Here is a 26,805-nt window from a genome sequence, read left to right on the forward strand (position 1 = left end):
CGCGGGGTGACCACGCCCGGCGGGCTGCAACGCAGACTCGGGACCACCGACGCTGTCGTGATCGGCCTGGGTTCCATGGTGGGGGCGGGCATTTTCGCGGCCCTCGCTCCGGCTGCTCATGCGGCCGGAACCGGACTGCTCATCGGCCTCGCCGTCGCCGCCGTCGTCGCCTACTGCAACGCGACATCCTCGGCGCGGTTGGCCGCGCGCTACCCGCAGTCCGGCGGCACCTACGTCTACGGGCGCGAACGTCTCGGCGAGTTCTGGGGTTACACGGCCGGGTGGAGTTTCATCGTCGGAAAGACCGCGTCGTGCGCGGCGATGGCTTTGACGGTCGGGCTGTATGTGTGGCCGCAGTGGGCGCATGCCGTGGCGGTGGCCGCCGTGGTGGCGTTGACGGCCGTGAACTACACCGGTATCCAGAAGTCGGCCTTGCTCACCCGGATCATCGTCGCGTGCGTGCTGGCGGTCCTGAGCGCGGTCGTGGTGATCATCGCCGGTTCCGGCAGCATTGACCTCTCCCGCCTGGAGATCGGTGACGACGTCGGTGCCCGCGGCGTGCTGCAGGCCGCGGGCCTGTTGTTCTTCGCGTTCGCCGGTTATGCCCGGATCGCCACTCTGGGTGAAGAAGTCCGCGACCCGGCGCGCACCATTCCGCGCGCGATTCCGATCGCACTCGGTATCGCGCTGGTGATCTACGCGGTGGTGGCCGTCGCCGCGCTGTCGGTCCTGGGCAGTTCGGGTCTGGCATCCGCGCCCGCTCCACTGGCCGATGCCGTGGCCGCCGCAGGCGCCCCGCAGTGGCAACCGGTGGTGCGGGCCGGAGCGGCGGTGGCGGCGCTGGGCTCGCTACTGGCCCTGATCCTCGGGGTGTCACGCACGACGCTGGCGATGGCCCGCGACCATCACCTGCCGCATGCACTGGCCGCCGTACACCCGCGGTTCGCCGTGCCGCATCGGGCCGAGGTGCTCGTCGGCATTGTCGTGGCCATCCTGGCGGCCGTGGTGGATCTTCGTGGGGCGATAGGGTTTTCGTCGTTCGCGGTGTTGTTGTACTACGCGATCGCAAATGCGGCCGCCTGGACTCTGGGCCGGAGGGTCATTCCGGCACTCGGCCTGGTCGGCTGCCTGGTGCTGGCCTTCTCTCTGCCGCTGGCCTCGGTGCTCGCCGGGCTGGCGGTGGTCGCGCTCGGTGCGGTGATTTATGGCATGCGCCGCCGTTGACCGGCGCCGAGTGGCCAGTTATGGCGCAGGTTTCCCGGAAGCGCGTGTTACAACTGGCCGCTCGACGCGTGTAGACGCCTAACGGTTCCGGAACGCCTCCACCGCGACCGTCACCCCGGCCAGGACGTCACCGCGCAGCCAGGACCGCTGGTAGCCGGTGAACTGTGCCAGTCCCGGGAGCCACGTTTGGGGTGCGCGACGACCGCTCATGGTGTTCAGTCAACACTCGTGATTCCGCTGAGTTGGAAATACGTCGAGACCCGCACCGACGACGACTTCGTCGTCAACCCCGGGGAACGGCTCGATTGGGCCAGCACGATCGGCATCGGCGCCCAGCACGTGGTGGCCATGTTCGGCGCCACATTCCTGGTTCCAGTGCTCACCGGCTTTCCGCCGGCCACCACCCTGCTGTTCTCCGGGGTCGGGACCATCCTGTTCCTGCTCATCACCGGCAACCGGCTACCTAGCTATCTGGGGTCGAGTTTCTCGGTGATCGCCCCGGTCACCGCGGCCGTGGCAACGCACGGAACCGGCAGCGCGCTGGGTGGTTTGATCGCCGTCGGAATGCTGCTGATCCTCATCGGCGCGGTGGTGCACCTGATCGGAACCCGGTGGATCGACCTGACCCTGCCGCCGGTGGTGACCGGCGCGATCGTCGCACTGATCGGCTTCAACCTGGCCCCGGCGGCCAAGGCCAATTTCGAGAAAGGCCCGCTGGTCGGGTTGGTGACATTGGTGTTGCTGGTCGCCACTCTGGCTTTCTTCAAAGGACTGATCGGCCGACTGGCCATCTTCGGCGCGGTTGTGAGCGGGTATCTGCTGGCGCTGGTCCTCGGCGACGTGGACACTGCGGCGATCGCGGCGGCGCCGTGGATCGGGCTGCCCGAGTTCCACACGCCGGAGTTCAGCCTGGCGGTACTACCGCTGTTCCTGCCCGCGGTGATCGCTCTGGTCGCCGAGAACATCGGGCACGTCAAGTCGGTGGGGCAGATGACCGGCACCGACCTCGATCCGATGATCGGGCGTGCGCTGGCCGCCGACGGGGTGGCCACCGTACTGGCCGGCGCCGGCGGCGGTTCGGCCACCACCACCTACGCCGAGAACATCGGCGTGATGGCGGCCACCCGGGTCTACTCGACCGCGGCTTACTGGGTCGCGGCGGCCGTGGCCATCGCATTGTCGTTGTGCCCCAAGGTCGGAGCGGCGATCTCGGCCATCCCGCCGGGTGTGCTGGGCGGGGCGACGATCGTGCTCTACGGTCTGGTCGGCATCCTGGGTGTGCGGATCTGGCTCACCAATCACGTGGACTTCTCCAAACCGGTCAACCAGATGACCGCAGCGATTCCATTGATCATCGGGATCGCCGACTTCACCTGGCAGCTCGGCTCACTGACCTTCACCGGGATCGCGTTGGGCTCCATCGCCGCGCTGCTGGTGTTCCACGGCATGCGGTTGCTGGAGTACCTCGGCAACCTGGCACAACCTACTCACCGAGAGCATTGACCACCCGGGCGAACACCGACGGCAGCGCCGCCGAGGCCGGGGTGATGCAGGCCCGCACCGGGCCGAAACCGCTGCCGTGCAACAGGGCTGCGGTCAGCAGCCGGTAGCGGCGGGTCAGCCCGCGCCACTGCCGGTCGTAGTCACCGGGCCGGTCGGTCCGCACGCAACCCACCAGGAGTTCGGCGGCGCCGAAGGCCAGGCCCATCCCCTCTCCGGTCAGTGCGTCGACGTAGCCCGCCGCGTCCCCGACCAGCAACACCCGCCCCGCACTACGGTTGCGGACCTTCTGCCGCAACGGCCCGGCGGCCCGGTCCTGGCCGTGCTCAAGGCCTTTGATCCGCTCGACCAGCATCGGGAACGCCGCCAGATGCTGCTCGAAGCCGCCGCGCTCGGACGTCAGGATCGCGATTCCGACGCAGTTCTCGCCGACGGGCGTCACGTACGCCTCGGCGTCGGCACCCCAGTACACCTCGACGCAATCCGACCACGGGGCAATCTGGACGTGACGCCGAATCCCCCAGCGGCGCCGCCTGCCCTCACCGCCGCTGAGCCCCAGCGAGCGGCGGATCGGTGAATGCAGACCATCGGCCGCCGCCAGATAGCGGGCCCGAAAACCCGCCGCGCTCACCGAAGTCGAGTCCTGGGTCACCGCACCCACCTCACCGTGGACCACCCGGACCCCGGCAGCCGACGCCGCATCCGACAGCGCGGCGTGCAACACCGTGCGACGCACCCCGTAGCCGGACCCGTCGCGGAACCTGGCCTCGGCGGTGCTCCGCCCGTCCAGGTAGCGGATGCCCCGAAAGGCCCGTCCGTCCACCTCCGCACCCAGCCGCTGCAACTGCCGGACCGAATGCGGCATCAGCCCCTCACCGCAGGCCTTGTCGATCGGGCCCTGCCGGCGTTCCACCACCACGGTCTCCAGCCCAGCGCGCGCCGCGTGCACCGCGGTGGCCAGCCCGGCCGGGCCGCCACCTGCGACGAGCAGATCGATCACGTCAAGCCTTGCAACGCTTCGTTTTCCACCCGGATCCGGGTTCGCAGCAGCGCAGCGTTGGCCACGGTGAACACCAGGGCGGTGAACCATGCGCCGCCGGCCAACGGCAAGGCGGCCCCTTCCGTGACCACCGCGACGTAGTTCGGGTGCGGAATCAACCGGTACGGACCGTCGACGACGCGCGTGGCGCCCGGCACGACCACGACCCTGGTGTTCCACTGTCTGCCGAGCGTGGTGATACACCACCAGCGCAGCGCCTGAGCCGCGAGTACCACCCCCACCATGATCCAGCCGAGAACCGGCCGCGGCCGCCGTCGACGGGCCTCCACCACCGCGCCTGCCAGCAGCGCGCTGTGCAGCGCGACCATCACCGGATAGTGACCGGCCCCGAATTCCTTGCCGCCCTGGGCGATACTCCACTTCAGGTTGCGTTTCGACACCACCAGCTCGAGAATCCGCTCGGCGGCGACGAGGACGATCAGCGCGGTGAATCTCTTGGCCGTCATCAGCGCCAACGCAGCAGGACGAGTTCGGAGCAGAAACCCGGACCCATGGCCATCATCACCCCGGGCGTATCCGACTCCGGCCGTTTGCGGATGGTGTCACGCAGGACGTGCAGCACCGAGGACGACGACAGATTGCCGACGTCGGCGAGAGACTGCCAGGTGAGATCCAGTGCGTCCTCAGGCAATCCGAGGGTTTCGATGATCGCCTCGATCACCTTCGGTCCGCCCGGATGACTCACCCAGGCGGATACGTCGTCGACGGAAAGGCCGTGGTCCCCGAGGAACCCGGCGACGTCATCTCCGAGGTAACGGCCCACGAAGCCAGGAACTTCGGCGCTGAGCACGATCTCGAACCCGTCGGAACCGATGTCCCAGCCCATGGCGTGCAACGAATCCGGGTAGAGATGACTGCGGGAATCCAGCACATCGGGCCCGGTCGGGTTCAGCTTCTTGGCCCGTTCCTCGCCGACGGCGACCACCGCGGCGGCGCCGTCACCGAACAGCGCACCGGCCACCAGCGTCGGCATCGAGGGATTGTGTTTGCGCGTCAGCGAACACAGTTCCACCGACACCAGGACCGCCACCTTGTCGGGTGCGCCGCGCAGATAGTCGTTGAGCCGGGCGATGCCTGCGGCGCCGGCCACACAACCCAGCCCGAAGATCGGGATGCGGCGCACGTCCGGCCGCAGGCCGAGGCGGCCGGCGATCCTGGCATCGAGCGACGGGACCACGGCGCCCGTGACGGTGGTGGTGATGATCAGGTCCACATCCTGTGGACGCAGACCCGCATCGTCGAGCGCCCCGGACAGTGCGGCGCAGCCCAGTTCGGTTGCGTGCTCGATGAACAGGCTGTTGCTCTCACCGAAATCGTCGAGCCGGGCGTATTCCTCGAGCGGCAGGACCAGATACCTGCTGTTCACTTTCGCGCTCTTGTGCAGCGCCCGCACCACCCCCTCGGACTCGGCGTATCCGGGCAGGTCCAGCAGTGCGCTGGTGACCTCGTCCTGGGTGTACCGATGAGGAGGCAATACCGCATGGACGCCGGCAATGGTGCTGTGGCTGGGCATTCTCGCGACGTTAATTCCCATACCTGTACAACGGGGGCCTACCCTCTGCGGTTCAAACGATCACTCGGTGAATCCGGATCAGCCGCGGTGACGCTTGTCACGTGCGGGCACACCGTTGGGACCCTCGATCGACCGGGCGTAGGTGCCGACGGTGAACGCGATCGCCGATCCCATGATCCCCAGCGCGCGCGCATCGACGTTGTCGATGGTGTCTCGCCGCGTGTGATAGTTCGGATCGAAAGCCGCCCCGGCCCGGCCACCCCACAACCGGGCCTGCACCTGGGTCTTGCGCTGCGACGATCCGGTGGTCGTGCCACCGATCGGCACCCCGGCCTGCAGGAGCGGGTGGTAATCGGAGTTGATGCCGATCGGCATGTCCGCGGGCCGCACGCCGGCAAGGTTGAGATAGCCCGCCATGGTCCGTTCGATACCGGCCGAGCCCTCGGGTATCGGCTTGGGATCCGTGGCCTGGCCGGACTGGTCGCCGTCGTAGGTGAAGAACCCGGCGTTGGGTGAGCCGACCATATCGAAGTTCAGGTACAGCGCGAGGTCGTCGAGTTGGTCCAGCGGCAGGTTGCGCACGTACTGCGTCGACCCTTCCAGCCCCATCTCCTCGGCACCCCAGAACGCGAACCGCACCGCATTGGTCGTGTTCGGCGAACTACCCAGCTGCAGCGCGGTTTCCAGCACGGCTGCCACTCCGGACCCGTTGTCGTTGATACCGGGGCCACCACCCACACTGTCCAGGTGCGCGCCGACAAGCACCACGTCCGAGGCCGAACCGGTCTTCGTCTGCGCGGTCACGTTGCGGGATTTGACCATCTCGGCTTTGCCGTCGAGGGTCAGCCGAACCGGGGCGCTGGTACCCAGCAGTGCGGCATCTGCGGTTTCGTCGATGACGCCGACCGGCACGGTGAGGTGCCGGTAGTAGCCGGTGCTGAACAAGCCACCCGGAGCGGGCTGCCGCCCACGGTTGACCACCAGCAACCCCACCGCACCCTTGTCCAACGCGGTGTTCTGTTTGTCCACAACGGAACACCCGGTGTCGTCCACGACCGCAATGGCACCCTTGATGTTGACCGAGCCGTAGTCGGCGGCCGCGCATCCCGAGGGTTTGACCGGGTGCAACGTGGGCGCTGTGAGCCCGCCCGGCGCCGTCATCACCAGCATCGACGCCTGGTCCACCGGGTAGGTACGTCCGGACACGCTCAGCTCCGGTTTACCCCCGCGCATCGAACCCATCCGCTCGAACTCGGGTGTCTGTACGTCGAAACCCTTGTCCCGCAGCAGTTGTGCCACATAGTCGACGCTGGCGTCGTATCCGGAGCTGCCGACCGCCCGGTTGCCGTCATGACTGTCGGCGATCTCCTGCAGCTTGCGCAGATGGGTGAACATGGCGTCGACAGTGATCTTGCCCGCCAGGTCCTGGGGTTCGACCGGCTTCGGCGCCGACTGCGCCGAGCAACCCGCGAGTGCGGCACCGAGTAATAAAGCAGCGAGTCGGCGCGCCCTCACTGCGCGTTGATCTGGTGGCGCGTGCGGTCTGCGCGGACCGGTAAACCGTTGCGGCCCCGCTGATCTTGGGCATACAGCCCGACAGCAAATGCGACTCCCTCACCATGTATCTGCAGAGCATCCCGGTTCACGTGGTCAAGGGTATCGGTGTTCTTGTGATAGTTCGGGTCGAACGGTTTATCCGCCTCACCGGCCCACAGTTTGGCCTCCTCGGCGTTCATCTTGTCCTCGGCACCCGAGAACAACCCACCTGCGGGAACCCCGGCCATGGTGAACCCGTCGTAGTCGGACCGACCGTCAAAACTGGTGTCGCGCGGCGTCTTTCCCGCCTCTTTCAGATAGGTCGACAGCGTGCGCTCGATACCCGCCGAGCCCTCGGGAACCCGCGGACGGCCCTGCTCATCCAGCGGTGCGGACTGGTCACCGTCGTAGGTGAAGTAGCCCGCGTTGGGCGAGCCCAGCATGTCGAAGTTCAGGTACATGGCAATGTCCTTGAGCGCTTCGGTGTCCAGGGACTGGACGTAGTTGGTCGAGCCGAGCAAACCTTCCTCCTCGGCTCCCCAGAAGCCGAACCGCACGGCATTGGCCACCTCCGGCGAATCGCCCAACTGCAGAGCGGTTTCCAGTACCGCGGCCACGCCGGAACCGTTGTCGTTGATCCCGGGTCCCTCCGGCACGCTGTCGAGGTGCGCCCCGACCATGACCACGTCGGAGGTCGATCCGGTCTTGGTCTGGGCGATGATGTTGCGGGTGTGCTCGACGCGCACCCCGGCGACGAGTTTGATCGTGGTGGGGCCGGGTGCGTTGCGCAGCCTGGTGCCTTCGTCCTTGGTCACGCTGACCACCGGGATCTTGACGTCGGTGTTGCGGCCCAGCGTGCCGCCCATCTTCTCGTCGTTGTTGGTGTTGACGACGATCATCGCGACGGCACCGCGCTCGGCGGCCGCGGCCTGCTTGTCGGCGAAGGGGCACGAGCCACGGTCGACCAGCACGACCGCACCGGCAACGGGTAGACCGTCGTAGTCGGCGGCCTCGCATCCCGGCGTGTCCTCCACCTTGGCAGGCACCAGCGGTGCGGACACCCCTTCCTGGGCCGTGCCGATGGTGAACTCCAGCGGCTTGGCGGTGACGGGCTGGCCACCGACAGTCACCTGAGGGTCCTCGGCGAACGGGAGTTTCACCTCGAACTCCGGCGTCTCCACGTCAAATCCCTTGTCGCGCAGCGCGCCGACGACGTAGTCCACGCTCGCGTCGTACCCCGCGGTGCCCAGCGCGCGGTTGCCGTCGTGCGCGTTGGCAATCTCCTGGAGCTTGCCCAGATGCCCCATCATCGCGTCGGACGACACCTGCGCACGCAGCTGGTCGGCGAACACCACCGCCGACGAGGACGACTCCCGGGACGCCTGCCCGTCGGTCTGCAGTTCGGTCTTTGCATCACAGCCGGCGAGCCACATGGTCAGCGCCAGCGCGCCGAGAATTGCCCCCGTCGAAGTACGTCGCATTGCACCCACGGTAGCTGCTGTCCCGAACTGCCAGACCGATAAATCGGTTGCCTGGCGATTTGCTGTGGTGGCATCGTGTTCCCCGACGCCGACAGGGAAGCAGGCCGAGCGGGGTACCGCAACGTTTCTGTGTGTTGCCGGCGGCGTCATGGCACAGGTAAAGGGCCTGAGGTTCGAATCCTCTCTTGCAAATCCCCGATACCGCCGCCGGGTCCCACGCGATCAGCGACCTTGTGGCCCGCACCCGCCGGTACGGGGGTGCGACGCCCCGTCACCGATCGCGTCCGGCGGCGGTATCCCTTTGCCGCGCAGACACATACACCGGAAGGAGGACACGACATGGGTATCTTCACGTTCAACCGAATCACCGTTTCCGCAGGCCAGTGCGCACTGGAGTACCGCGACGGCACGCTGGGTCGTGTCCTGCAGCCGGGGCGCCACCGCATTGATGTGGCGGCCTCGGTGGTGCGTGTCGAGATGCGTGAGCAGGTGCTCACGCTGGCTCCGCAGGAGGTGCTGACCTCGGATGCGGTGACGCTGCGGATCACCGTCGCCCTGCAGTTCAAGGTGAGCGACGCCGTGGCCTATGTGGAGGCCGCGGCCGATCCGATGGCCGCGGTGTACCTGGCCGCGCAGATCGCCCTGCGGGACCTCGTCGCCGCGGTGACCGCCGACGAGGTGATGCAGCGCGGCAACCGCATCGACGCCGGGGCGATCGCTGCGGCGGCGCGGGCGGCCGGTGCCCGCACCGGGGTCGAGGTGATCGAGGCGTTCGTCAAGGACGTGATCATCCCGGCCGAGATCCGTGCCGCGGCGATGCAGCTGGTGACGGCCAAGGCCACCGGCGCGGCGAAGCTGGAAGCGGCCCGTGCCGAGACCGCGGCGCTGCGCGCACTGGCCAACGCCGGCAAGCTGCTGGACGCCCACCCGGCCCTGGCTCAGCTGCAGCTGATCCAGCGCGTGCCGTACGGGTCGAAGGTGGTGCTGGCCCTCGGCAATGACACGGTGGGCACCGCCGATGCGGTTTCCCGCGGTGAGGCGTCTGACCCGGAGTAATTCCGGGTCAGGCGTCCCGCCTGTTCAGCACCACTGCGGCGGCGACAAATGCCACCGCCACCCACACCATGAAGTAGAGCAGCGAGCCCAGCTCGCCCCACGTCGTGAAGTACGTCGGGAACAGCCACTCCACATGCAGGAACGAAAACATGTTGGCGAACGGCAGCCACGGTCCGACCTTGGGGCCGCTGTTGGGCATGTTGCCGAGCAGTGGCTCGGCCACCAACGGCCACAGCAGCAGCACCGCCACCGCACCCGCCGCGAATCGCACCAACGCCCCGACGGCCACCCCGAGCACCGCGGCCAGCGCGGCGTACAACGCGAACCCACCGGCCACCCGCCAGGTCGCCGGGTTGGCCATCGACAGCTGCGTACCCACCACCGGGTCGGCGACCATCCGGGCCACCAGTACCGAGGCCAGCACCATGATCACCGCGCACACCGAGGAGAACGCCGCGCAAACCACCGCCTTCGCGGTGAGCACCTGCGTGCGGTTCGGGGTGGCCAGCAAGGTGGTGCGGATCAGTCCGCTGCGGTATTCCCCCGTCATCGTCATCGAGGACAGCACCATCAGGACGGGAACGCCGAACACCGCGACACCGAGTGCGGCCTTGGATGGCGGCAGCCCGGTGTAGTGGTTCACAGTCATGCCCTGCATGGCCGCCAACCCCAGACTGAGCACCGCGACACCGACCACCGACCACAGTGGGGAGCGGGTGGTGGACAGCTTGATGCGCTCGGCGTCGAGCGCGGCCAGCGCGCTCACTTCTTGACCGCCCGGAAGTCGACGGCATCATCGGTGAGTTTCAGATATGCCTCCTCCAGCGAGGCCTGCCGCTGGCTCAGCTCGTGCAGGGCGATCGCGTTGCGTGCGGCCAGGTCGCCGATCACCTCGATGGCCGCGCCGTGCACCGCCAGCGCGTCACCGTCGGCGGCGGCCTCCACCTCGAACCCGGCGCCGGTGAGAACCTCGCGCAGCGTTTCCAGCTGGGGGCTGCGCACCCGCACGGTGTCGGCAGATGTGCCGCTGACGAACTCGCTCACGGTGGTCGAGGCGATCAACTTGCCCTGGCCGATCACCACCAACCGGTCTGCGGTGTTGGACATCTCGGCCAGCAGGTGGCTGGACACGAATACCGTGCGTCCCTCGGCGGCCAGGTCACGCATCAGGGTGCGCACCCAGTGGATGCCCTCGGGATCCAGGCCGTTGACCGGTTCGTCGAACAGCAGCACCGGCGGGTCGCCCAGCAGCGCCGCGGCGATCCCCAACCGCTGGCTCATGCCCAACGACAGCGCCCCGGCGTTGCGGTCCCCTGCTGCCGTCAGCCCGACGGTCTCGAGCACCTCGTCAACCCGGGTCGCCGGGATCCGGTTGGCTGCGGCGATCCAGCGCAGGTGGTTGCGGGCGGTGCGGTTCGGATGGGCCTGGCGCGCGTCGAGCAGGGCACCGACCGTGCGCAGCGGGTCACGCAGTTCCCGGTAGTGCTTGCCATCGATGGTCGCGGTCCCGGCGCTGGGATGGTCCAGTCCGAGGATCAGCCGCATCGTGGTGGTCTTGCCCGCGCCGTTGGGCCCGAGGAAGCCGGTGACGACGCCTGGTTCGACGGTGCACGTCAGATCGTCGACAGCGCGGTGGGTGCCGTAGAGCTTTGTCAGCCCGGTCAGTTCGATCATCACCGCCATCATTGCAGGCGGTGTCGTTCTGACTGCTCAGGTTCAGATCAGCTGAACATTCCGGTCACGTCGGACTCGGTGGTGTTGAGGGTGTCGATGCCCGCGTGCACCGCGGCACACAGCTGGTCCAGCGCCTGAGCCTCTTCGTCGGCTTCCTTGTTCCACTCGCGGTATTGCTGACTGAACTGTTCCGACGCCGTGCCGCTCCACATTCCCCCGATGTCGGCCATCAGCGCGGTCTCTTCTTCCAGGATCTGCTTGACCTTGGCGGCCTCTGCATCCAGCTCGGCAGCCAGTTGCCGCGTGCGCTCGAACTGGACCGCGATATCGGTGCTCATCCGGAAACCCTCTGTTTCAAATGTTCATCGACTGGGCCAGCGAACCGGCCGCGTCGCTGTCGGTGCCCTCATATGCCGCAATCGCGTCACTGAGGAGGTGGGACATGTCGACCTCTTCCCGGCGGACATCGGAGGCCTGCGTCAGGTAGTTCGAGAGTGCGGTCTGAACCGCCGACCCCGACGTTCCGGTCCAGGTCCCAGTGAGCTCACCTGCGATCTCAGCCACCCTGCGCTCGTGCTGGGCACGTTCGGCTGCGAATTTCGACAGCTGGGCAGACTTCTTCCGAAGCTCGTCACCATTCAACCCGAGTGTCATAAAGAGATTGTGACACGCCGCAGGCAGCCCCGAAGTCACGAATTCAGGCGTTGAACCCTGCCTGCGCCACCACGAGATCGGCAACCGCGCGCATGCCCGCAGCGTTCGGGTGCAGCGGCGCGGGCCGGCATGGCCAGGGCAGACCCGGTCGCGTGGTCCACGGCTGGGCCGACCAGGCATGGTGCATCAGGCTGGTCTGCGCGGCGCGCACCCACCCGCAGCCCGTCGCGGCGGCAGCCTCTCCGGTGAGCCGTTCCAGCGTGGCCGCGACGTGCCGCCCCAGCGCCGCATCGGTCTCCGAGAACGGCGACGCAGCGACGCCTTCCGGCGGCAGTATGGCCAGGTAGTCCACGAACAACACCTGCGCCTGCGGCGCTCGGCGGCGGATCTCATGCCCCACCGTCACGAGCGAGTCGGCCACTTCGGTCAACGCGGTTTCCCGCGCGTCGGGGTCGAGCAGGCCGCGAAGCAGCGGTCCCGCCAGCGGCAGGGACCGGGTGAAACGCGGCAACGCCGCGGCCATCAACTGGGGCACGTAGCCCGCGTCGTTGCCCCCGATGGTGACCGTCACCAGCGCCTCGGATCCGTCGAGTGCCTCGATCTGGGGCGGCGCACCGTTCTGCCGATCGCGCAGCACATGCGCGGTGGTGGCGCCGGAGTACGTCACGTCCTCCAGGTTCAGCCCGAGTTCGGCGGCCACCAGGTTCGGGTAATTGCGGGCCGAGCGGCCCGCCTGCCAGGGCGCCCCTTCAGCCGACGGCTTGATCCCCGGCCCGGCAGCCATCGAACTGCCCAGCGCGACATAGCGCTTCACAGGGCAGGGCTCGACGCCTGCGCCCAGAACCGCTTCGGAATACGCCCGGCCTGACGCGCCAGATATCCGGCGGTGACGGCGGCCGACATCGCCGCGGCCATGGTCGGTGGATCGGAAGCCCGGGTGACGGCAGTCGCCAACAGCACAGCGTCACAACCCAATTCCATCGCCAGCGCCGCATCCGATGCCGTGCCGATCCCGGCGTCCAGCACCACCGGCACCCCTGCCTGCTCGACGATCATCTCGATGTTGTGCGGGTTGGAGATACCCAGGCCGGTACCGATCGGCGAGCCCAGCGGCATGACCGCGGCACAGCCGGTGTCCTCCAGCCGGCGGGCCAGCACCGGGTCGTCGTTGGTGTAGGGCAGGACGATGAACCCGTCGTCGACCAATTGTTCTGCGGCCTTGACCAATTCGATGGCGTCGGGCAGCAGTGTGCGTTCGTCTGCGATGACTTCGAGCTTGACCAGGTCGGTACCCAGCGCCTCACGGGCCAACTGCGCCGTGAGCACCGCCTCGGCCGCGCCGCGACAACCCGCGGTGTTGGGCAGCGCCGCGATGCCCAGCCGGTTGAGCAGATCCAGCACTCCGGTTCCGCCCGACGCGTCGACCCGTCGCATGGCCACGGTCGTCAGCTCTGTGCCCGAGGCGACCAGGGCCTCTTCCAGCACAGCCAGATTCGGTGCGCCTCCGGTACCCATGATCAGCCGGGAACCGAACTCCCGGCCACCGATCCTCAAGGCGGAGTCAGCCACCCTGCACCGCCGTCACAACCTCTACCCGGGCACCGTCGGCCAGCGTCTGGTCCCATTCCGCGCGGGGCAGCACCGTCCAGTCGAGCGCGACGGCGATGCCCTTGTCCGGGAAGCCCCGGGTTTCCAGCAGCCCTTCGATGGTGGTCTGCTCGTCCACCTCGAGGGTCTCGTTGTTGACCGTGATGGTGATCATTTCGCTCCCACACTCATCTCGAGCTCAGCCGCGATCCGCTCAGCGGTCCACGGCGCCAATAGAAATCCGTTCCGGCCGTGCCCGACGGCCACCAGCGTGCGCTCGTCGACCCGTTCGACGATCGGCAACCCGTCCGGTGTCATCGGCCGCAACCCCGCCGCGGTCTCGGCCAGCTCGTACTCGCCGAGCGCGGGCATCACCGCGCAGGCGTCCTCGAGTAGGTCGCGCACGCCGCTGACCACCGGCGCGATGTCCCGGCCGTGCTCGTACTGGGTGGCGCCGACCACCACGCCGTCGGCCCGCGGCACCAGGTAGACCGGGCGCCCGTGCACCCGGGCCCGGATCACGCGCTGCGGCACCGGCATACAGCCTTGACGCCACCGAAGCCGCAGTACCTCACCCTTGACCGGGCGCACGGGCAGACCAGGCAGGAGCTTCGGGGAGTCGATGCCGTTGGCGATCACCCGGACGTCCGCCTCAACATCCTCCAGGTTCTCGACGGGCCCAGCCCACCGCACCGCCAGTCGTTCGCAGTGTGAGGCCAGCCCGTCGACCACGGCCCGGTTGTCCACGGCGAGTTCGGTGGTGGCCCGGAACCCGTGCCGGATACCCTGTGCCAGTAGCGGTTCCACGTCCCGCGCGGCCGTCGTCACCTCGACCGGCTGCCCCTGGGCCGACAACCATTCGGCCACGGTGTGCAGGTCGGACACGTCGGCCCGGTCGACCGCGACCACCAGCGACTCCCGCGCGGTGACCACCTCGGGCGCCAGCCCGTCGAGGAATTCCGAGTGCCACAGCTTCAGCGATTCCAGGCCGATCTGCAGCATCTGCTCTTCACCCGGCCAGCCTTCGCTGTGCGGGGCGAGCATGCCGCCGGCCACCCACGAGGCTCCGTGCTCGCGTGTGCAGTGCAGCCGCACGGTCCAACCGTCGAGTGCAGCCCGGCGTGCGACCGACAGCCCGATCACACCGCCGCCGATGACGGCGAGTGTCCGCGCCATATCCGCTCCCTTCGCCGGCATGACCCGGATCAGGTGTGACGGTCAGGGCCGGTCCGTGTGCCCACTCTCAGCCCCGCGTCCCCGGGACTCCCGTATTGATTGCCAGTCCAGGGTACTCGGGCGGTACCGGCTACCGTCGCGGTGTGGAATCACCGGTCGACCGTTTGCAGCGCGCCACCCTGTACCTGTGCACCGACGCCCGCCGGGAGCGCGGTGACCTGGCTGAATTCGCCGACGCGGCGCTGGCCGGCGGGGTGGACCTGATCCAGCTACGCGACAAGGGTTCGGCCGGCGAGAAACAGTTCGGCCCGCTGGAGGCCCGGCAAGAACTCGAAGCGCTGGAGATCCTCGCCGACGCGGCCCGCCGCCACGGCGCACTGCTGGCGGTCAACGACCGCGCCGACATCGCGCTGGCGGCCGGGGCCGACGTACTGCACCTGGGCCAGGACGATCTGCCGTTGGACGTCGCACGGGGCATCATCGGGGACCGTCCGGTGATCGGCCGCTCCACCCATGACGCCGGGCAAGCCGCGGCTGCGATCGATGAGCAGGTGGACTATTTCTGCGTCGGCCCGTGCTGGCCGACGCCGACCAAGCCCGGCCGGACCGCGCCAGGACTCGAGCTGGTGCGCTCGACGGCGGCGCTCAATCCGGCCAAGCCGTGGTTCGCGATCGGCGGGATCGATCAGCAGCGGCTGCCCGAGGTGCTCGCGGCCGGGGCCCGGCGCATCGTGGTGGTCCGCGCGATCACCGCAGCCGAAGACCCGCGTGCGGCAGCCGAGGAATTGAAGGCGGCTGTCAGCGCGGCGGGTTGACCTCAAGCGGTAGCGAGGCCGTCACCGTCCGCAGCTGCTCCCAGCTGGCGGCGAACCCGGGATGCAGCGGCAGTGCCGCGACTTCGTCCTCGGCCACCCAACGCAACTCCGAGCTCTCCCGGTTCGGGATGGTCTCCAGCGGTTCGGGCACGTCGGCGATCACGGTGGTGTAGCTCCAGTGCGTGCCACCGATACCGGCCACCTCGGCCGTCACCACGGTGGTCCGGACGGTGAGCTGCTCGGCCGTCACGCCGGCTTCCTCGTTGGCCTCCCGGACCGCGGCCTGCTCGGCGGTCTCGTGACTGTCACGCGCGCCTCCGGGCAAGGCCCAGGTTCCGCCCTGATGACTCCACGGCGCGCGATGTTGCAGCAGCACAGCGGCCGATCCACCCGGCCAGGGCGCGCGCAGGAGCAACCCCGCGGCACCGTGACGCCCCCAATACCGGGCGCCGTTGTCGGAGAACACCCAGCCGTCACCGTCGCCACGCACGCGTACAGCTTAGGGAACGCCGTCTGTTTCGGTGGACCCCAATTTCTCCGCGAGCCTAAGTGGGCGCTCTTAGAATTTTTTTATAGTGTGGGGACAGCCGTAAGCACCGAAATAAATGAGGTCCGTGCGCAGGTGACTGTGGAGTTGGCACATCCCTCGACCGAACCGCTCGCGTCCCGGTCGCCGACCACGCCTGCCCATCCTCGGTGGTGGTTTCTGTGGACCACTCCGGGCCGCATCTTGACCATCGGGCTCGTGTTGTCGGCACTTGTTATCGCCAGTGCGTTCGCCACCTCCACCACGATCAACGACCGCCAGCAGGCGCTGACCACCGTGCTCGATCACACCGAGCCTCTCGCGTTCGCGGCGGGCCAGCTCTACACCACACTGTCGGTCGCCGACGCCGCCGCGGCCACGGCCTTCATCGCCGGAGCCGAGCCCCGCGACGTCCGGCAGCGCTACGAGCAGGCCATCACCGATGCCTCCGTGGCGGTGACCCGGGCGTCGAGCGGATTGACCGACGAATCGCTGGTGCAGTTGCTCGGCCGGATCAATGCCCGGCTGGCGGTCTACACCGGCCTGGTGGAGACAGCCCGGACCAACAACCGGGCCGGCAACCCGGTGGGTTCGTCGTACCTCTCGGAAGCCTCGGCACTGATGCAGTCGCAGATCCTGCCCGACGCGCAACGCCTGTACGAGGAGACCTCGGCCCGGGTGGACGCCGAGACCACGGCCTCCACCCGGATCCCGGCCGCGGTCATGCTGGTCGTGCTGGCGACGTTGATGTTCGGTGCGTTCGCCAACCGCTGGCTGGCGCGACGCACGCGGCGCCGGGTCAACATCGGTTTCGTGGCCGGCGGGATGGCCGTGCTGATCATGCTGATCTGGGTGACGACGGCGCTGGTGATCTCCACGTCCGACAGCCGCAGCGCCAAGGACACCGCTGCCGAATCCCTCAAGACCGTGACCAATCTGGCCATCACCGCCCAGCAGGCCCGGGCCGACGAGACGCTGGCGCTGATCCGGCGTGGCGACGAGAACCTTCGCAAGCAGTCCTACTACCAACGCATCGAGGCAATGCAGCAGCAGCTCGCCCAGTATCTGGCCCGCGACACCCGCATCGACAAGAGCGATCTGACGGGCGCCGAAGATCTGCTCACCAAGTGGCGTACGGCCGATGACCGGATCAACGCATACATCGCGGTGGGCAACTACCAGGCGGCGACGCAAGTGGCGCTGGGCACCGGGGAGGACGATTCCACGTCGGCCTTCGACAAGCTCGACGATGCGTTGTCCAAAGGCATCGAACAGAGCCGCAGCCAGTTGCGCAACGACATCGCCAATGCCCGCCGCGTGCTGTCCGGCGCGACCGTGGGTGCCGCACTGCTCAGTGTGGCCGCGGCGCTGGCGGTGGCGTTGGGGTTGTGGCCTCGACTGAGTGAGTACCGATGAGTGCGATGAAGAAGATGTTGGCCGCGCTGACCGCGGTCGTGGCGGTCGCCGGGTGCAGCCAGAGCGCCCCGGCGTTGACCGTGCCGACGATGACGCTGGCGCCGCCCAGCCCGGCAGGCATGCAGGAGCTGGCTCCCCAGCCGGTACGGGTGCCGACTCCCGACACCGACGAGTGCAACCGGACCGCCAGCCTGAGGCCGTTCAGCAACCAGGCCGACGCCGATGCGGCGGTCGCCAAGATCCGCGACCGCGGACGGTTGGTCGTCGGGCTGGACATCGGTAGCAACCTGTTTTCGTTCCGGGATCCGATCACCGGTCAGATCAACGGGTTCGACGTCGACATCGCCGGCGAGGTCGCCCGCGACATCTTCGGCACCCCGTCACAGGTGGAGTACCGCATCCTGTCCTCGGCCGACCGCATCACCGCATTGCAGAACAATCAGGTCGACATCGTGGTGAAGACCATGACGATCACCTGTGAGCGCCGCAAGGAGGTGGCCTTCTCCACGGTGTATCTGATGGCCCACCAACGCATCCTGGCCGCGCGCGATTCCAATATCTCGCAGGCCTCCGATCTCTCGGGCAAGCGGGTATGCGTGGTGGACGGCACCACCTCACTCAAGCGGATCCAGCAGATCAGCCCGGCGCCGATCATCGTCTCTGTGGTGACCTGGGCCGACTGCCTGGTCGCGCTGCAACAGCGCCAGGCCGACGCGGTCAGCACCGACGATTCGATACTGGCCGGGCTCGTCGCCCAGGATCCGTATCTGCACATCGTCGGTCCCAGCCTCAACGAGGAGCCCTACGGCATCGGGCTGAACCTGGACAACACGCCGCTGGTCCGCGTCGTCAACGCAACACTGGAACGCATCCGCCGCGACGGCACCTGGAACACGTTGTACCGCAAGTGGTTGACGGTCCTGGGGCCGGCGCCGACTCCCCCGGTCGCGAGGTACGTCGACTGATGAAGAAGCCCGACGACGCCGACCTGCCGGAAACCCTCGACACCGAGGGCGGCCCCGGGACCCAGCCGGCGAGCCTGGACGACCTCGACATGGATTCGCGGTCGACCATGCGGCCGATGGCGACGCAGGCGGTGTTCCGTCCCGAGTTCGACGACTCCGACGACGGGACGTTCGGCGGCGGCGACACCGAACCGCAGAACCTTGCCACGATCGCCACCCGGATGCTCTCGCCGATCCGCAGGCTGGGTGGCGGGTTGGTCGAGATCGCGCGGGTGCCCGAGCGGGATCCGTTGACGGCGTTGATGACCAATCCGGTCGTGGCCGAGCAGAAGCGGTTCTGCTGGAACTGCGGCAAGCCGGTCGGTAGGTCCTCGTCCGACGGCCATGCCCTGTCGGAAGGCTGGTGCCCCCACTGCGGCAGCGCCTACTCGTTCCTGCCGCAGCTGTCCCCGGGTGAGATCGTCGCCGACCAGTACGAGATCAAGGGCTGTATCGCCCACGGTGGGCTGGGCTGGGTGTATCTGGCGTTCGACCACAACGTGAACGAACGTCCCGTCGTGCTCAAGGGACTGGTGCATTCCGGTGACGCCGAGGCCCAGGTGATCGCCATGGCCGAACGTCAGTTCCTGGCCGAGGTGACCCACCCGGGAATCGTGAAGATCTACAACTTCGTCGAACACGACGACAAGCACGGCAATCCGGTCGGCTATATCGTGATGGAGTACGTCGGCGGAACTTCGCTCAAACAGGCCAGGGGAACCCGGCTTCCGGTGGCCGAGGCCATCGGCTACATGCTGGAGATCCTGCCCGCACTGGGCTATCTGCATTCGATCGGGCTGGCCTACAACGATCTGAAACCCGAGAACATCATGATCACCGAGGAGCAGCTCAAGCTGATCGACCTCGGTGCGGTGTCCAAGCTCAACTCCTACGGATACCTGTACGGCACACCGGGTTTCCAGGCTCCCGAGATCGTGCGCACCGGACCGACGGTAGCCACCGACATCTACACCGTGGGGCGCACGCTGGCCGCGCTGACCTTGAACCTGCGGACCCGGCGGGGACGCTACGTCGACGGGCTGCCGTCCGAGGACCCGGTGCTCGACACCTACGATTCCTTCGGCCGGTTCCTGCGCCGCGCCATCGACCCGGATCCGCGACGCCGGTTCCGCAGCGCCGAGGAAATGTCGTCCCAGCTGCTCGGGGTGCTGCGCGAGGTCGTGGCGGCCGATACCGGAAGTCCCCGCCCCGGTCTGTCGACCGTGTTCAGCCCGTCGCGGTCCACATTCGGGGTGGATCTGCTGGTTGCGCACACCGATGTCTACGTCGACGGGCAGGTGCATTCGGAGAAGCTGACCGCGCAGGAGATCGTGCGGGCGCTGCCGGTGCCGCTGGTGGACCGCGCCGATGTCGGGGCCCCGATGCTGGTGGCCAGCGTGCTCAGCCAGCCGGTGCACACCCTCGACCAGTTGCGGGCCGCGCGGCACGGCGCGATCGACGCCGAAGGCGTCGACCTTTCGGAATCGGTGGAGCTGCCGTTGATGGAGGCGCGTGCCCTGCTCGATCTGGGCGACGTCGCCAAGGCCACCCGCAAGCTCGACGACCTGGCGACCTGGGCCGGTTGGCGCTGGCAGCTGGTCTGGTTCCGCGCGGTGGCCGAGATGCTCTCGGCCGATTACGACTCGGCGACAAAGCATTTCACCGAGGTGCTCGACACCCTGCCCGGCGAGCTGGCGCCCAAGCTGGCGCTGGCCGCGACGGCCGAGCTGGCCGGCACCGCCGACGAGCTGAAGTTCTACAACACCGTGTGGAGCACCGACAACGGCGTGATCTCCGCCGGTTTCGGGTTGGCCCGAGCCGAGTCGGTGGCCGGGTCACGGGACAAGGCGGTCCAGACCCTGGACCAGGTTCCGCCCACCTCACGGCATTTCACCACCGCCCGGCTGACCAGCGCGGTCACCCTGCTGTCCGGTCGGTCCACCGGTGAGATCACCGAGCAGAACATCCGCGATGCCGCGCGGCGGGTGGAAGCCCTGCCCGATTCCGAGCCGCGCGTGCTGCAGATCCGGGCACTCGTCCTGGGCACCGCGATGGACTGGCTGGCCGACAACACGGCGAGCAGCAATCACATTCTCGGATTCCCGTTCACCGAGCACGGTCTCAAGCTCGGCGTGGAGGCCTCACTACGGGCGCTGGCCCGCGTCGCCCCCACCCAGTCGCACCGCTACGCCCTGATCGACCTGGCCAACAGCGTACGGCCGATGAGCACGTTCTGATTCAGGCCAACGCGGCGCAGGCCGTCGCGATCGCCAATTCCTCGTTGGTCGGTACCACCAACACGGTCACGGGCGACTCGGGTGTCGAGATCCGCCGTGCTTCACGCGACGGTGACGCGTTGAGTTCCTCGTCGATCTGGATCCCCAGCGCGGACAGGCCGGCCAGTGCGTCGCGGCGCACCGCGGCATCGTTCTCCCCGACGCCCGCAGTGAAACTGATGACGTCGGTACGGCCCAGCACCGCCAGGTAGGCGCCGACATACTTGCGGAGCCGGTGGATGTAGACGTCATACGCCAATTGCGCGTTCTCGTCACCGGATTCGATGCGGTTGCGCAACGTGCGGAAGTCGTTCTCGCCACCCAGGCCGAGCACCCCCGACTGGCGGTTGAGCATCGTGTCGATGTCCTCGACATCCATGCCGGCCGCCCGGCGCAGGAACAAGATGATGCCGGGGTCGATGTCACCGCTGCGGGTCCCCATCACCAGGCCCTCCATCGGCGTCATCCCCATCGAGGTGTCCACGGGCCTGCCGCCGGCGATCGCCGACGCCGACGCACCGTTGCCCAGATGCAGCACAATCTGATTCAGCGATTCGTAGGGCCGATCCAGGAAAGCGGCGGCCTGCTGGCTGACGTACTGGTGCGAGGTGCCGTGGAAGCCGTAGCGGCGGATGTCCCAGCGCTCGGCCACCTCACGATCGATGGCATAGGTGGCCGCCGCAGCGGGCAGGTTGTGGAAGAACGCGGTGTCGAACACCGCCACATGCGGCAGGTCAGGCAGCAGCTTGCGGGCCACCTCGATACCCAGGATCGCAGGCGGATTGTGCAGCGGCGCCAGCGGAGACAACTCCTCGAGCTTGCCAATCAGCTCACTGTCGATCAGCGTCGGGCAGTAGAAGGCCTTGCCGCCGTGCACCACCCGGTGGCCGACTGCCACCAACCCGAGGGTGTCCAGGTGCAGGCCCTGAGCCGCCAGTTCGTCGAACGCTGCCCGCAGCGCGGCATCGTGATCGGGCACCTGCGCCGAGCCGATCTGCTCGATGATGCCGTCGGCCAGGAATTCTCCCGAAGCCGGTTTCACCACGGCGTATTTCAGCGATGAGGATCCCGAGTTGATCACCAGAACCGTCATGACTGCCCCTGTGCCTGGATCGCGGTGATGGCCACGGTGTTGACGATGTCCTCCACCAGGGCTCCCCGGGACAGATCGTTCACCGGCTTGTTCAAGCCCTGCAGCACCGGGCCGATCGCGATGGCGCCCGCACTGCGCTGCACCGCCTTGTACGTGTTGTTACCGGTGTTGAGGTCGGGGAAGATCAACACGGTGGCGCGCCCCGCCACCGGCGAGTCGGGCATCTTCGTCGCCGCGACCGACGGTTCCACCGCCGCGTCGTACTGAATCGGCCCCTCCACCAACAGATCCGGCTCGCGTTGTCGCACCAGCTCGGTTGCCGCCCGGACCTTGTCGACGTCGGCCCCGGTGCCCGAGGTGCCGGTCGAATACGACAGCATGGCCACCCGCGGATCGATGCCGAACTGCGCGGCGGTGCGCGAGGAGGAGATCGCGATGTCAGCGAGTTGTTCGGAGGTCGGGTCCGGCACGATCGCGCAGTCGCCGTAGGCCAGCACCCGGTCGGCCAGGCACATCAGGAAGATGCTCGACACCGTCGAGATTCCCGGCGCCGTCCGGATGATCTCGAAGGCCGGCCGCACGGTGTGCGCGGTGGTGTGCGCGGCGCCCGAGACCATGCCGTCCACCATCTCGTTGTGCACCAGCATGGTGCCGAAATACGAGACGTCGTGGATGATCTCGCGCGCCTGCTCGACGGTGACACCCTTCTTGCGGCGCAGCTCCGCGTACTGCTCGGCGAACTGGTCGCACAGCTCACTGGTGAGCGGATCCAGGACGACAGCCGCATCGAGGTTCACCCCGAGTTCGGCTGCCCGGGAACGGATCTGGCTCTCCTCGCCGAGGATGGTCAGATCGGCCACCTCGTGCTGGAGCAGCCGGCCTGCGGCCTTGAGGATGCGGTCGTCGGTGCCTTCGGGCAGCACGATGCGCCTGCGGTCGGAGCGGGCCTGGTCGAGCAGTTGGTAGGTGAACATCTGCGGCGTGGTGACCGCGGGGATCGGAATGCTCAGCTGCGCGATCAGGTCGTTGACGTCGACGTGCTTGTCCATCAGCGCCAGGGCGGTGTCGATCTTCCGCTGCGATGTTGCAGTGACGCGGCCGCGGGCGCCGGCGACCCGGCTGGCGGTCTCGAAGGTGCCGTACTTGGTGGCCACGATGGGCAGCCGAAGCCCGAGCCCTTCCACCAGCGCTGCGATGGCCGGGTGCAGATCGAGGCCACCGTTGAGGATGATGCAGGACAGTGACGGAAAGCCTTCTGCCGCATGAGCACTCACCAAGGCCAGCACCACGTCGGACCGGTCACCCGGGGTCACCACCGCGACACCTTCGGTCAGCCGCTCCAGGCAGTGCTCGGCCGTCATACCGGCGACCATCACGCCCATCGCCTCGCGCGACAGCAGCTCAGGGTCCCCGGCGATCATCGTGCCGTCGACCGCCACCTGCAGTTCGGCCACCGACGGGGCGACCAGCAGCGGCTCCTCGGGAAGCACATACGCGGGTGGGCCAAGTGGTTTGAGGGCCTGGGCCACCGCATCCAGCTGGGCCGGGTCGCACCGGTTGGCGACGACGGCCGCGGCATGCGCATGCTGGTGGTTCAGCTCGGCCAGGCACACCTCGACCACATGGGCCACCTCGGCAGGCGTCCGGTCGGCGGCCTTGACCGCGAGCACGACGGGCGCGCCGAGGTTGACCGCGATGCGGGCATTCATGCTCAGCTCGCTGGGGGTGGCGACGTCGGTGTAATCGCTGCCGACGATCAGCACGGCGTCGCACTTCTCGGCCACGCGGTGGAACCGGTCGACGATGTCGGCGATCGCGACGTCGGGATCCTCGTGCACCTGCTGGTAGCTGACCCCGACGCACTCGTCGTAACTCAGCCCGGCCGTAGCACTGGCCAGCAACAGCTCGAGGATGTAGTCGCGGTCCTCGCCCAGACGGGTGATCGGGCGGAACACCCCCACCCTCGGCACGGTCGCAGCAAGTCGGTGAAGGATGCCGAGCGCAATGGTCGACTTTCCGGTGTCACCTTCGGGCGACGCAATATAGATCGCGGTAGCGACGACTGCCTCTGGCACTGATACAGCTTCCCTCATCAGGGTTTGGACGGCCAGATGCTCTGCTTTTGCTCAGCGCAGCTCACGCAGCGCATCGGCGAATTCGGTGCAGAACCAGTCCACATCCGACAGAGAGAATACCAGGGGAGGTCTCACCTTCAGCACACTGCCCTGCGCTCCGCAAACCGAGATCAGCACCTTACGGTCCCGCATCGCGTTGACCAGATCGTGCGCTGCGGCCCGGTCAGGGCCTGCGCCGGCACGGTCGGTCACCATCTCGATACCGACGTAGAGTCCGGCGCCGCGAACATCCCCGACGCGTGGATCGTCGGCGGCCAGACGGGTCAGTTCGTCGCGCAGGGCCGTGCCTACCCGCGCCGCGTTGGCCATCAACTCCTCGCCCTCGATGACGTCGAGCACCGCGGCTGCCGCCGCCATCGACACCGGATTACCTCCGAAGGTGTTGAAGTACGGCACCTCCCGGGCGAAGGCCTCCAGCACCTCGCTGCGGGCGGCCATCGCCGCCACCGGCAACCCGTTGGCCATCGGTTTGCCCAAGGTGACGAGGTCCGGCACGACCCCGTGGCGGGTGAAACCCCACATCGTCTCCCCGGTACGGCCGAACCCCGGCTGTACCTCGTCGGCGATGAACACCCCGCCGGCCGCCCGCACCGCCGTCACCGCAGGCGCCAGCACCGAGGGATCGGGATAGATACCGTCGGAGGAGAAGAAGGTGTCCACGATCAGAGCACTCAGACCGAACCCGGCCGCCTTCAACTCGGCGATCGCGGCCTCCACATCGGCCAGGAAACGCTCTGCCACTTCGGTACCCGAGCGGTAACTGTCCGGCGCGGCCACCGCGCGCACATGGGATCCGATGGTGGTGGCACCGCCGAGCGACGGTGAAATCGCCGTCACCGCTTCGGTATTGCCGTGGTAGGCGTCGCGGGTGACGATCACACCGCGCGCCCCGGTATACCGCTGGGCCACCCGCAGGGCCAGGTCGTTGGCCTCCGAACCGGTGCAGGCGTACATCACCTGGTCGAGTTCCGCCGGAAAGGTGGCGAGCAACCGCTGTGAGTACTCCACGATGCCCTCGTGCAGGTAGCGGGTGTGGGTGTTGAGCGTCTCGGCCTGGCGGGTGAGGGCGGCGACCACGTGCGGATGGCAGTGTCCGACGCTGACGACGTTGTTGTACGCGTCGAGGTAACGCGTGCCGTCCGCGTCGAACATGTGGCTGCCGCTGCCGCGGACCAGGTGTACCGGCCGCTCGTAGAACAGCCGGTACGCGGGGCCGAGCAGGTGGGTGCGAGCCTCGATCAGCTTTTCGGTGCCGGGATCGGCCGACTGACCGGTGTAGCTGTTGGAGTCCATGATGTTCGAGAAACTCATCCCGTGCACCCCCTGCTCAGCGTTCGTGCGCCTCCTCCAACACGGTCCGACCCAGGTCGGAATACCGTTCCGGATCCCTGAATTTCAGGAACAGCGCCCACAGCACACCACCGATTCCGGCGATGCCGACAACATACGGGATTGCTGTGAAGATCCAGTCAGAAGCGGCTGAACCCGCAGCAAACGACGCGTTCTGGGCCAGCAGGTAGATGACGTAGAGCATGCCGACCCCGCCCAGCAGCGGAGCCAGAAAAGTGGTGAACCAGTTCGCCGTCTCGGGATGGCGCTTCTGGACATGGAAGTAGGAGATGACCGAGAACGCCGCCAGCGCCTGGACGATCATGATGGCCGTCGTGCCCAGCAATGCCATCAGGCCGTACAGCCCGGTGTACGGGTCGCGTCCGGTGATGTCGAAGAACATCACCACCGCGGTCGCGAAACCGGTCTGCACGAATCCCGCGATGTGCGGTGAGCCGTGCACCGGGTGGGTGGCCCCGATGGTCTGGCGCATGCCGGGGATGACGTTCTCGCGGCCGAGCGCGTAAAGGTAACGGGCAGCGCAGTTGTGGAACGCCATACCGCAGGCGAAGGAGCCCGACATCAGCAGGATCTTGAACAGATCGACGGCCCACTGTCCGAGGTGCTCGTGCACCGGAGTGAAGAAGATGTCACCCGCAGTGGCCGAATCCTGTGCCAGCGCAACGGCGTTCTGCGGTCCGGTGCCGACGATGGCCAACCACGAGACCAGGACGTAGAAGGTGCCGATGCCGACCACCGAGCTGATCACCGCGATCGGGATGATCTTCTTGGGATTGCGCGACTCCTCGCCGTACATCGCGCTGGACTCGAAGCCCACCCACGACCAGAACGCGAAGAACAGGCCGACGCCGGCGGATCCGGCCACCGTGATCATGCTGCCGTCGGCACCGGCCACCTCACCGGACAGACTCTGAAAACCGTTGAGCGGGTTGAGCGATCCCAGTGACCAGCCCTGCGGACCGCCGCCGGTGAAGACCACCGACAGCGCCATCATGGCCAGCATGATGATCTCGGTGATCAGGAACACGGCGAGCACCTTGGCGGCAAGGTTGATGTCGAAGTAGGTCAGCACCGCGTTCACGGCCAGCATCACCACCGCGAAGAGAATCCACGGCACGTCGACGCCGAAGAACGACTTGAACAGATCGTTGCCGAAGAACGAGAAGATGCCGATCAGCGAGGCCTCGAACACCATGTAGGCCAGCGCTGTCAGGAACCCCGCGCCGAGACCGACGACGCGGCCCAACCCGTGCGAGATGTACCCGTAGAAGGCGCCGGTGGCAGTGATGTGCCTGCTCATCGCGGCGTAGCCGATGGCGAACAGGGTCAGCACGATGGTCGCGACGAAGTAGCCGGCCGGCGCGTTGACGCCGTTGCCGAAGCCCACCGAGATCGGCACGTTGCCGACCATGGCCGTAATGGGGGCGGCGGTGGCGACCGCCATGAACAGCACGCCGACCAACCCGACGGCGTTGGGTTTGAGGCGTTGGACGGAGGCGCCGGACGGGGCCGGTGGATCGATGATCTCGCTCATGGCGGGTCCTAACTGAGGACGGTTTTCGGACCACTATTTGGTCTGATTTCCTGTCGTCGCCGACGGCATTGTGATGCGACGCAGCACATTGTCATCCCGCCCAGACCGTCGGGCAACTCGAAACTCGTTGCGGGTCAATCCCTTTGTTGCGGTCATGTAAATCGTTCGGTTTCGGTCTGCTCTGTGGCCTCTATT

Annotated in this window: 26 protein-coding genes and 1 riboswitch; of the genes, 7 read left to right on the forward strand and 19 right to left on the reverse strand. The window is 67.6% G+C overall.

Annotated elements, in window-relative coordinates:
• Positions 1-6: 6 nt before the first annotated feature.
• Complete coding sequence (locus AC4LGL_RS27020) at positions 7-1,224, forward strand: APC family permease (RefSeq protein ID WP_491841459.1); 1,218 nt, start codon at positions 7-9, stop codon at positions 1,222-1,224.
• Positions 1,225-1,302: 78 nt separating this feature from the next.
• On the opposite strand, the gene AC4LGL_RS27025 is transcribed toward AC4LGL_RS27020, so the two are convergent.
• Positions 1,303-1,434, reverse strand: a complete 132-nt coding sequence (locus tag AC4LGL_RS27025; RefSeq protein ID WP_491841460.1) for a hypothetical protein — start codon at positions 1,432-1,434, stop codon at positions 1,303-1,305.
• An 18-nt stretch (positions 1,435-1,452) separates the two neighbouring features.
• Here AC4LGL_RS27025 and AC4LGL_RS27030 point away from each other — a divergent pair, with 18 nt between their 5' ends.
• Complete coding sequence (locus AC4LGL_RS27030; protein WP_491841461.1) at positions 1,453-2,727, forward strand: uracil-xanthine permease family protein; 1,275 nt, start codon at positions 1,453-1,455, stop codon at positions 2,725-2,727.
• Here AC4LGL_RS27030 and AC4LGL_RS27035 read toward each other — a convergent pair.
• From AC4LGL_RS27035 to AC4LGL_RS27055, 5 genes are all read right to left on the reverse strand, one after another.
• On the reverse strand, positions 2,708-3,724 hold the full coding sequence (locus AC4LGL_RS27035) for an NAD(P)/FAD-dependent oxidoreductase (protein WP_491841462.1): 1,017 nt from the start codon (positions 3,722-3,724) through the stop codon (positions 2,708-2,710). The two genes, AC4LGL_RS27030 and AC4LGL_RS27035, sit on opposite strands and share 20 nt — an antisense overlap.
• Positions 3,721-4,230 carry an isoprenylcysteine carboxyl methyltransferase family protein gene (locus tag AC4LGL_RS27040; protein ID WP_491841463.1) on the reverse strand — a complete coding sequence of 170 codons (510 nt, stop codon included), beginning with the start codon at positions 4,228-4,230 and terminating at the stop codon, positions 3,721-3,723. The genes AC4LGL_RS27035 and AC4LGL_RS27040 overlap by 4 nt, the downstream gene beginning before the upstream one ends.
• Entirely contained in the window at positions 4,230-5,297 is a 1,068-nt protein-coding gene (locus AC4LGL_RS27045) for a type III polyketide synthase (RefSeq protein WP_491841464.1), read from the reverse strand. Before AC4LGL_RS27045 ends, AC4LGL_RS27040 begins: the two co-directional genes overlap by 1 nt.
• Positions 5,298-5,375: 78 nt before the next feature.
• Positions 5,376-6,812 (reverse strand): M28 family metallopeptidase, encoded by a 1,437-nt coding sequence (locus AC4LGL_RS27050; RefSeq protein WP_491841465.1) that lies wholly within the window; start codon positions 6,810-6,812, stop codon positions 5,376-5,378.
• On the reverse strand, positions 6,809-8,314 hold the full coding sequence (locus AC4LGL_RS27055; RefSeq protein ID WP_491841466.1) for a M28 family metallopeptidase: 1,506 nt from the start codon (positions 8,312-8,314) through the stop codon (positions 6,809-6,811). Before AC4LGL_RS27055 ends, AC4LGL_RS27050 begins: the two co-directional genes overlap by 4 nt.
• A gap of 339 nt (positions 8,315-8,653) precedes the next feature.
• On the opposite strand from AC4LGL_RS27055, the gene AC4LGL_RS27060 reads away from it, so the two are divergent.
• A complete protein-coding gene (locus tag AC4LGL_RS27060; RefSeq protein ID WP_491841467.1) occupies positions 8,654-9,370 on the forward strand; it encodes a slipin family protein in 717 nt (238 codons plus the stop codon).
• Between the two features lie 7 nt (positions 9,371-9,377).
• Here the strand turns inward: AC4LGL_RS27060 and AC4LGL_RS27065 are convergent, their stop codons facing one another.
• The 8 genes from AC4LGL_RS27065 to thiO form a co-directional block, all read right to left on the reverse strand.
• Positions 9,378-10,136: an ABC transporter permease gene (locus AC4LGL_RS27065; RefSeq protein WP_491841468.1), complete on the reverse strand. Its 759-nt coding sequence runs from the start codon at positions 10,134-10,136 to the stop codon at positions 9,378-9,380.
• The gene (locus AC4LGL_RS27070) at positions 10,133-11,044 is read right to left on the reverse strand and encodes an ABC transporter ATP-binding protein (protein ID WP_491841469.1); all 912 of its coding nucleotides are present in this window, start codon (positions 11,042-11,044) and stop codon (positions 10,133-10,135) included. Before AC4LGL_RS27070 ends, AC4LGL_RS27065 begins: the two co-directional genes overlap by 4 nt.
• 47 nt (positions 11,045-11,091) lie before the next feature.
• Positions 11,092-11,382 carry a WXG100 family type VII secretion target gene (locus AC4LGL_RS27075; RefSeq protein ID WP_491841470.1) on the reverse strand — a complete coding sequence of 97 codons (291 nt, stop codon included), beginning with the start codon at positions 11,380-11,382 and terminating at the stop codon, positions 11,092-11,094.
• A gap of 16 nt (positions 11,383-11,398) precedes the next feature.
• Entirely contained in the window at positions 11,399-11,698 is a 300-nt protein-coding gene (locus tag AC4LGL_RS27080; protein WP_491841471.1) for a WXG100 family type VII secretion target, read from the reverse strand.
• 43 nt (positions 11,699-11,741) lie between these two features.
• Positions 11,742-12,512, reverse strand: a complete 771-nt coding sequence (locus AC4LGL_RS27085) for an SGNH/GDSL hydrolase family protein (RefSeq protein ID WP_491841472.1) — start codon at positions 12,510-12,512, stop codon at positions 11,742-11,744.
• Positions 12,509-13,267 carry a thiazole synthase gene (locus AC4LGL_RS27090; RefSeq protein WP_491841473.1) on the reverse strand — a complete coding sequence of 253 codons (759 nt, stop codon included), beginning with the start codon at positions 13,265-13,267 and terminating at the stop codon, positions 12,509-12,511. Before AC4LGL_RS27090 ends, AC4LGL_RS27085 begins: the two co-directional genes overlap by 4 nt.
• Positions 13,260-13,460, reverse strand: a complete 201-nt coding sequence (gene thiS / locus AC4LGL_RS27095) for a sulfur carrier protein ThiS (RefSeq protein WP_491841474.1) — start codon at positions 13,458-13,460, stop codon at positions 13,260-13,262. Before thiS ends, AC4LGL_RS27090 begins: the two co-directional genes overlap by 8 nt.
• Positions 13,457-14,461 carry a glycine oxidase ThiO gene (gene thiO, locus AC4LGL_RS27100; protein ID WP_491841475.1) on the reverse strand — a complete coding sequence of 335 codons (1,005 nt, stop codon included), beginning with the start codon at positions 14,459-14,461 and terminating at the stop codon, positions 13,457-13,459. The genes thiS and thiO overlap by 4 nt, the downstream gene beginning before the upstream one ends.
• Positions 14,451-14,565: riboswitch (TPP riboswitch) on the reverse strand. It overlaps the preceding gene by 11 nt.
• Positions 14,566-14,604: 39 nt before the next feature.
• Here thiO and thiE point away from each other — a divergent pair.
• Positions 14,605-15,276, forward strand: a complete 672-nt coding sequence (gene thiE, locus AC4LGL_RS27105) for a thiamine phosphate synthase (protein WP_491841476.1) — start codon at positions 14,605-14,607, stop codon at positions 15,274-15,276.
• On the opposite strand, the gene AC4LGL_RS27110 is transcribed toward thiE, so the two are convergent.
• On the reverse strand, positions 15,260-15,766 hold the full coding sequence (locus AC4LGL_RS27110; RefSeq protein WP_055110634.1) for an NUDIX hydrolase: 507 nt from the start codon (positions 15,764-15,766) through the stop codon (positions 15,260-15,262). The two genes, thiE and AC4LGL_RS27110, sit on opposite strands and share 17 nt — an antisense overlap.
• 132 nt (positions 15,767-15,898) lie before the next feature.
• Between AC4LGL_RS27110 and glnX the strand changes: the two genes are divergently transcribed.
• Genes glnX through AC4LGL_RS27125 form a run of 3 tightly spaced genes read left to right on the forward strand, consistent with a single transcriptional unit; the run spans position 15,899 to position 20,459 of the window.
• Positions 15,899-17,218, forward strand: a complete 1,320-nt coding sequence (gene glnX, locus AC4LGL_RS27115) for a protein kinase G-activating protein GlnX (RefSeq protein ID WP_491841477.1) — start codon at positions 15,899-15,901, stop codon at positions 17,216-17,218.
• Entirely contained in the window at positions 17,215-18,183 is a 969-nt protein-coding gene (locus AC4LGL_RS27120; protein ID WP_491841478.1) for a glutamate ABC transporter substrate-binding protein, read from the forward strand. Before glnX ends, AC4LGL_RS27120 begins: the two co-directional genes overlap by 4 nt.
• Positions 18,183-20,459: a serine/threonine-protein kinase PknG gene (locus AC4LGL_RS27125; RefSeq protein WP_491841479.1), complete on the forward strand. Its 2,277-nt coding sequence runs from the start codon at positions 18,183-18,185 to the stop codon at positions 20,457-20,459. Before AC4LGL_RS27120 ends, AC4LGL_RS27125 begins: the two co-directional genes overlap by 1 nt.
• A 1-nt stretch (position 20,460) precedes the next feature.
• Here the strand turns inward: AC4LGL_RS27125 and AC4LGL_RS27130 are convergent, their stop codons facing one another.
• From AC4LGL_RS27130 to AC4LGL_RS27145, 4 genes are read right to left on the reverse strand one after another with little or no spacing between them, the layout of a single operon-like run.
• Entirely contained in the window at positions 20,461-21,591 is a 1,131-nt protein-coding gene (locus tag AC4LGL_RS27130; protein ID WP_491841480.1) for an acetate kinase, read from the reverse strand.
• Entirely contained in the window at positions 21,588-23,666 is a 2,079-nt protein-coding gene (gene pta, locus AC4LGL_RS27135; RefSeq protein WP_491841481.1) for a phosphate acetyltransferase, read from the reverse strand. Before pta ends, AC4LGL_RS27130 begins: the two co-directional genes overlap by 4 nt.
• A 51-nt stretch (positions 23,667-23,717) precedes the next feature.
• Positions 23,718-25,037 (reverse strand): aspartate aminotransferase family protein, encoded by a 1,320-nt coding sequence (locus AC4LGL_RS27140; protein ID WP_491841482.1) that lies wholly within the window; start codon positions 25,035-25,037, stop codon positions 23,718-23,720.
• A 16-nt stretch (positions 25,038-25,053) separates the two neighbouring features.
• The gene (locus AC4LGL_RS27145; protein WP_064887840.1) at positions 25,054-26,610 is read right to left on the reverse strand and encodes an APC family permease; all 1,557 of its coding nucleotides are present in this window, start codon (positions 26,608-26,610) and stop codon (positions 25,054-25,056) included.
• Between the last annotated feature and the right edge of the window lie 195 nt (positions 26,611-26,805).

It is taken from the genome of Mycolicibacterium arcueilense (genome assembly GCF_058536225.1).

What these genes read in the sequence shown, in the direction of transcription:
- AC4LGL_RS27040 (WP_491841463.1), bottom strand. Translation starts at nt 4,230, where the DNA reads ATGACGGCCAAGAGATTCACCGCGCTGATCGTCCTCGTCGCCGCCGAG.
- AC4LGL_RS27130 (WP_491841480.1), bottom strand. Translation starts at nt 21,591, where the DNA reads ATGACGGTTCTGGTGATCAACTCGGGATCCTCATCGCTGAAATACGCC.
- AC4LGL_RS27080 (WP_491841471.1), bottom strand. Translation starts at nt 11,698, where the DNA reads ATGACACTCGGGTTGAATGGTGACGAGCTTCGGAAGAAGTCTGCCCAG.
- thiS (WP_491841474.1), bottom strand. Translation starts at nt 13,460, where the DNA reads ATGATCACCATCACGGTCAACAACGAGACCCTCGAGGTGGACGAGCAG.
- AC4LGL_RS27070 (WP_491841469.1), bottom strand. Translation starts at nt 11,044, where the DNA reads ATGATCGAACTGACCGGGCTGACAAAGCTCTACGGCACCCACCGCGCT.
- AC4LGL_RS27045 (WP_491841464.1), bottom strand. Translation starts at nt 5,297, where the DNA reads ATGCCCAGCCACAGCACCATTGCCGGCGTCCATGCGGTATTGCCTCCT.
- AC4LGL_RS27075 (WP_491841470.1), bottom strand. Translation starts at nt 11,382, where the DNA reads ATGAGCACCGATATCGCGGTCCAGTTCGAGCGCACGCGGCAACTGGCT.
- AC4LGL_RS27145 (WP_064887840.1), bottom strand. Translation starts at nt 26,610, where the DNA reads ATGAGCGAGATCATCGATCCACCGGCCCCGTCCGGCGCCTCCGTCCAA.
- AC4LGL_RS27120 (WP_491841478.1), top strand. Translation starts at nt 17,215, where the DNA reads ATGAGTGCGATGAAGAAGATGTTGGCCGCGCTGACCGCGGTCGTGGCG.
- AC4LGL_RS27060 (WP_491841467.1), top strand. Translation starts at nt 8,654, where the DNA reads ATGGGTATCTTCACGTTCAACCGAATCACCGTTTCCGCAGGCCAGTGC.
- AC4LGL_RS27140 (WP_491841482.1), bottom strand. Translation starts at nt 25,037, where the DNA reads ATGAGTTTCTCGAACATCATGGACTCCAACAGCTACACCGGTCAGTCG.
- AC4LGL_RS27055 (WP_491841466.1), bottom strand. Translation starts at nt 8,314, where the DNA reads ATGCGACGTACTTCGACGGGGGCAATTCTCGGCGCGCTGGCGCTGACC.
- AC4LGL_RS27025 (WP_491841460.1), bottom strand. Translation starts at nt 1,434, where the DNA reads ATGAGCGGTCGTCGCGCACCCCAAACGTGGCTCCCGGGACTGGCACAG.
- thiO (WP_491841475.1), bottom strand. Translation starts at nt 14,461, where the DNA reads ATGGCGCGGACACTCGCCGTCATCGGCGGCGGTGTGATCGGGCTGTCG.
- AC4LGL_RS27125 (WP_491841479.1), top strand. Translation starts at nt 18,183, where the DNA reads ATGAAGAAGCCCGACGACGCCGACCTGCCGGAAACCCTCGACACCGAG.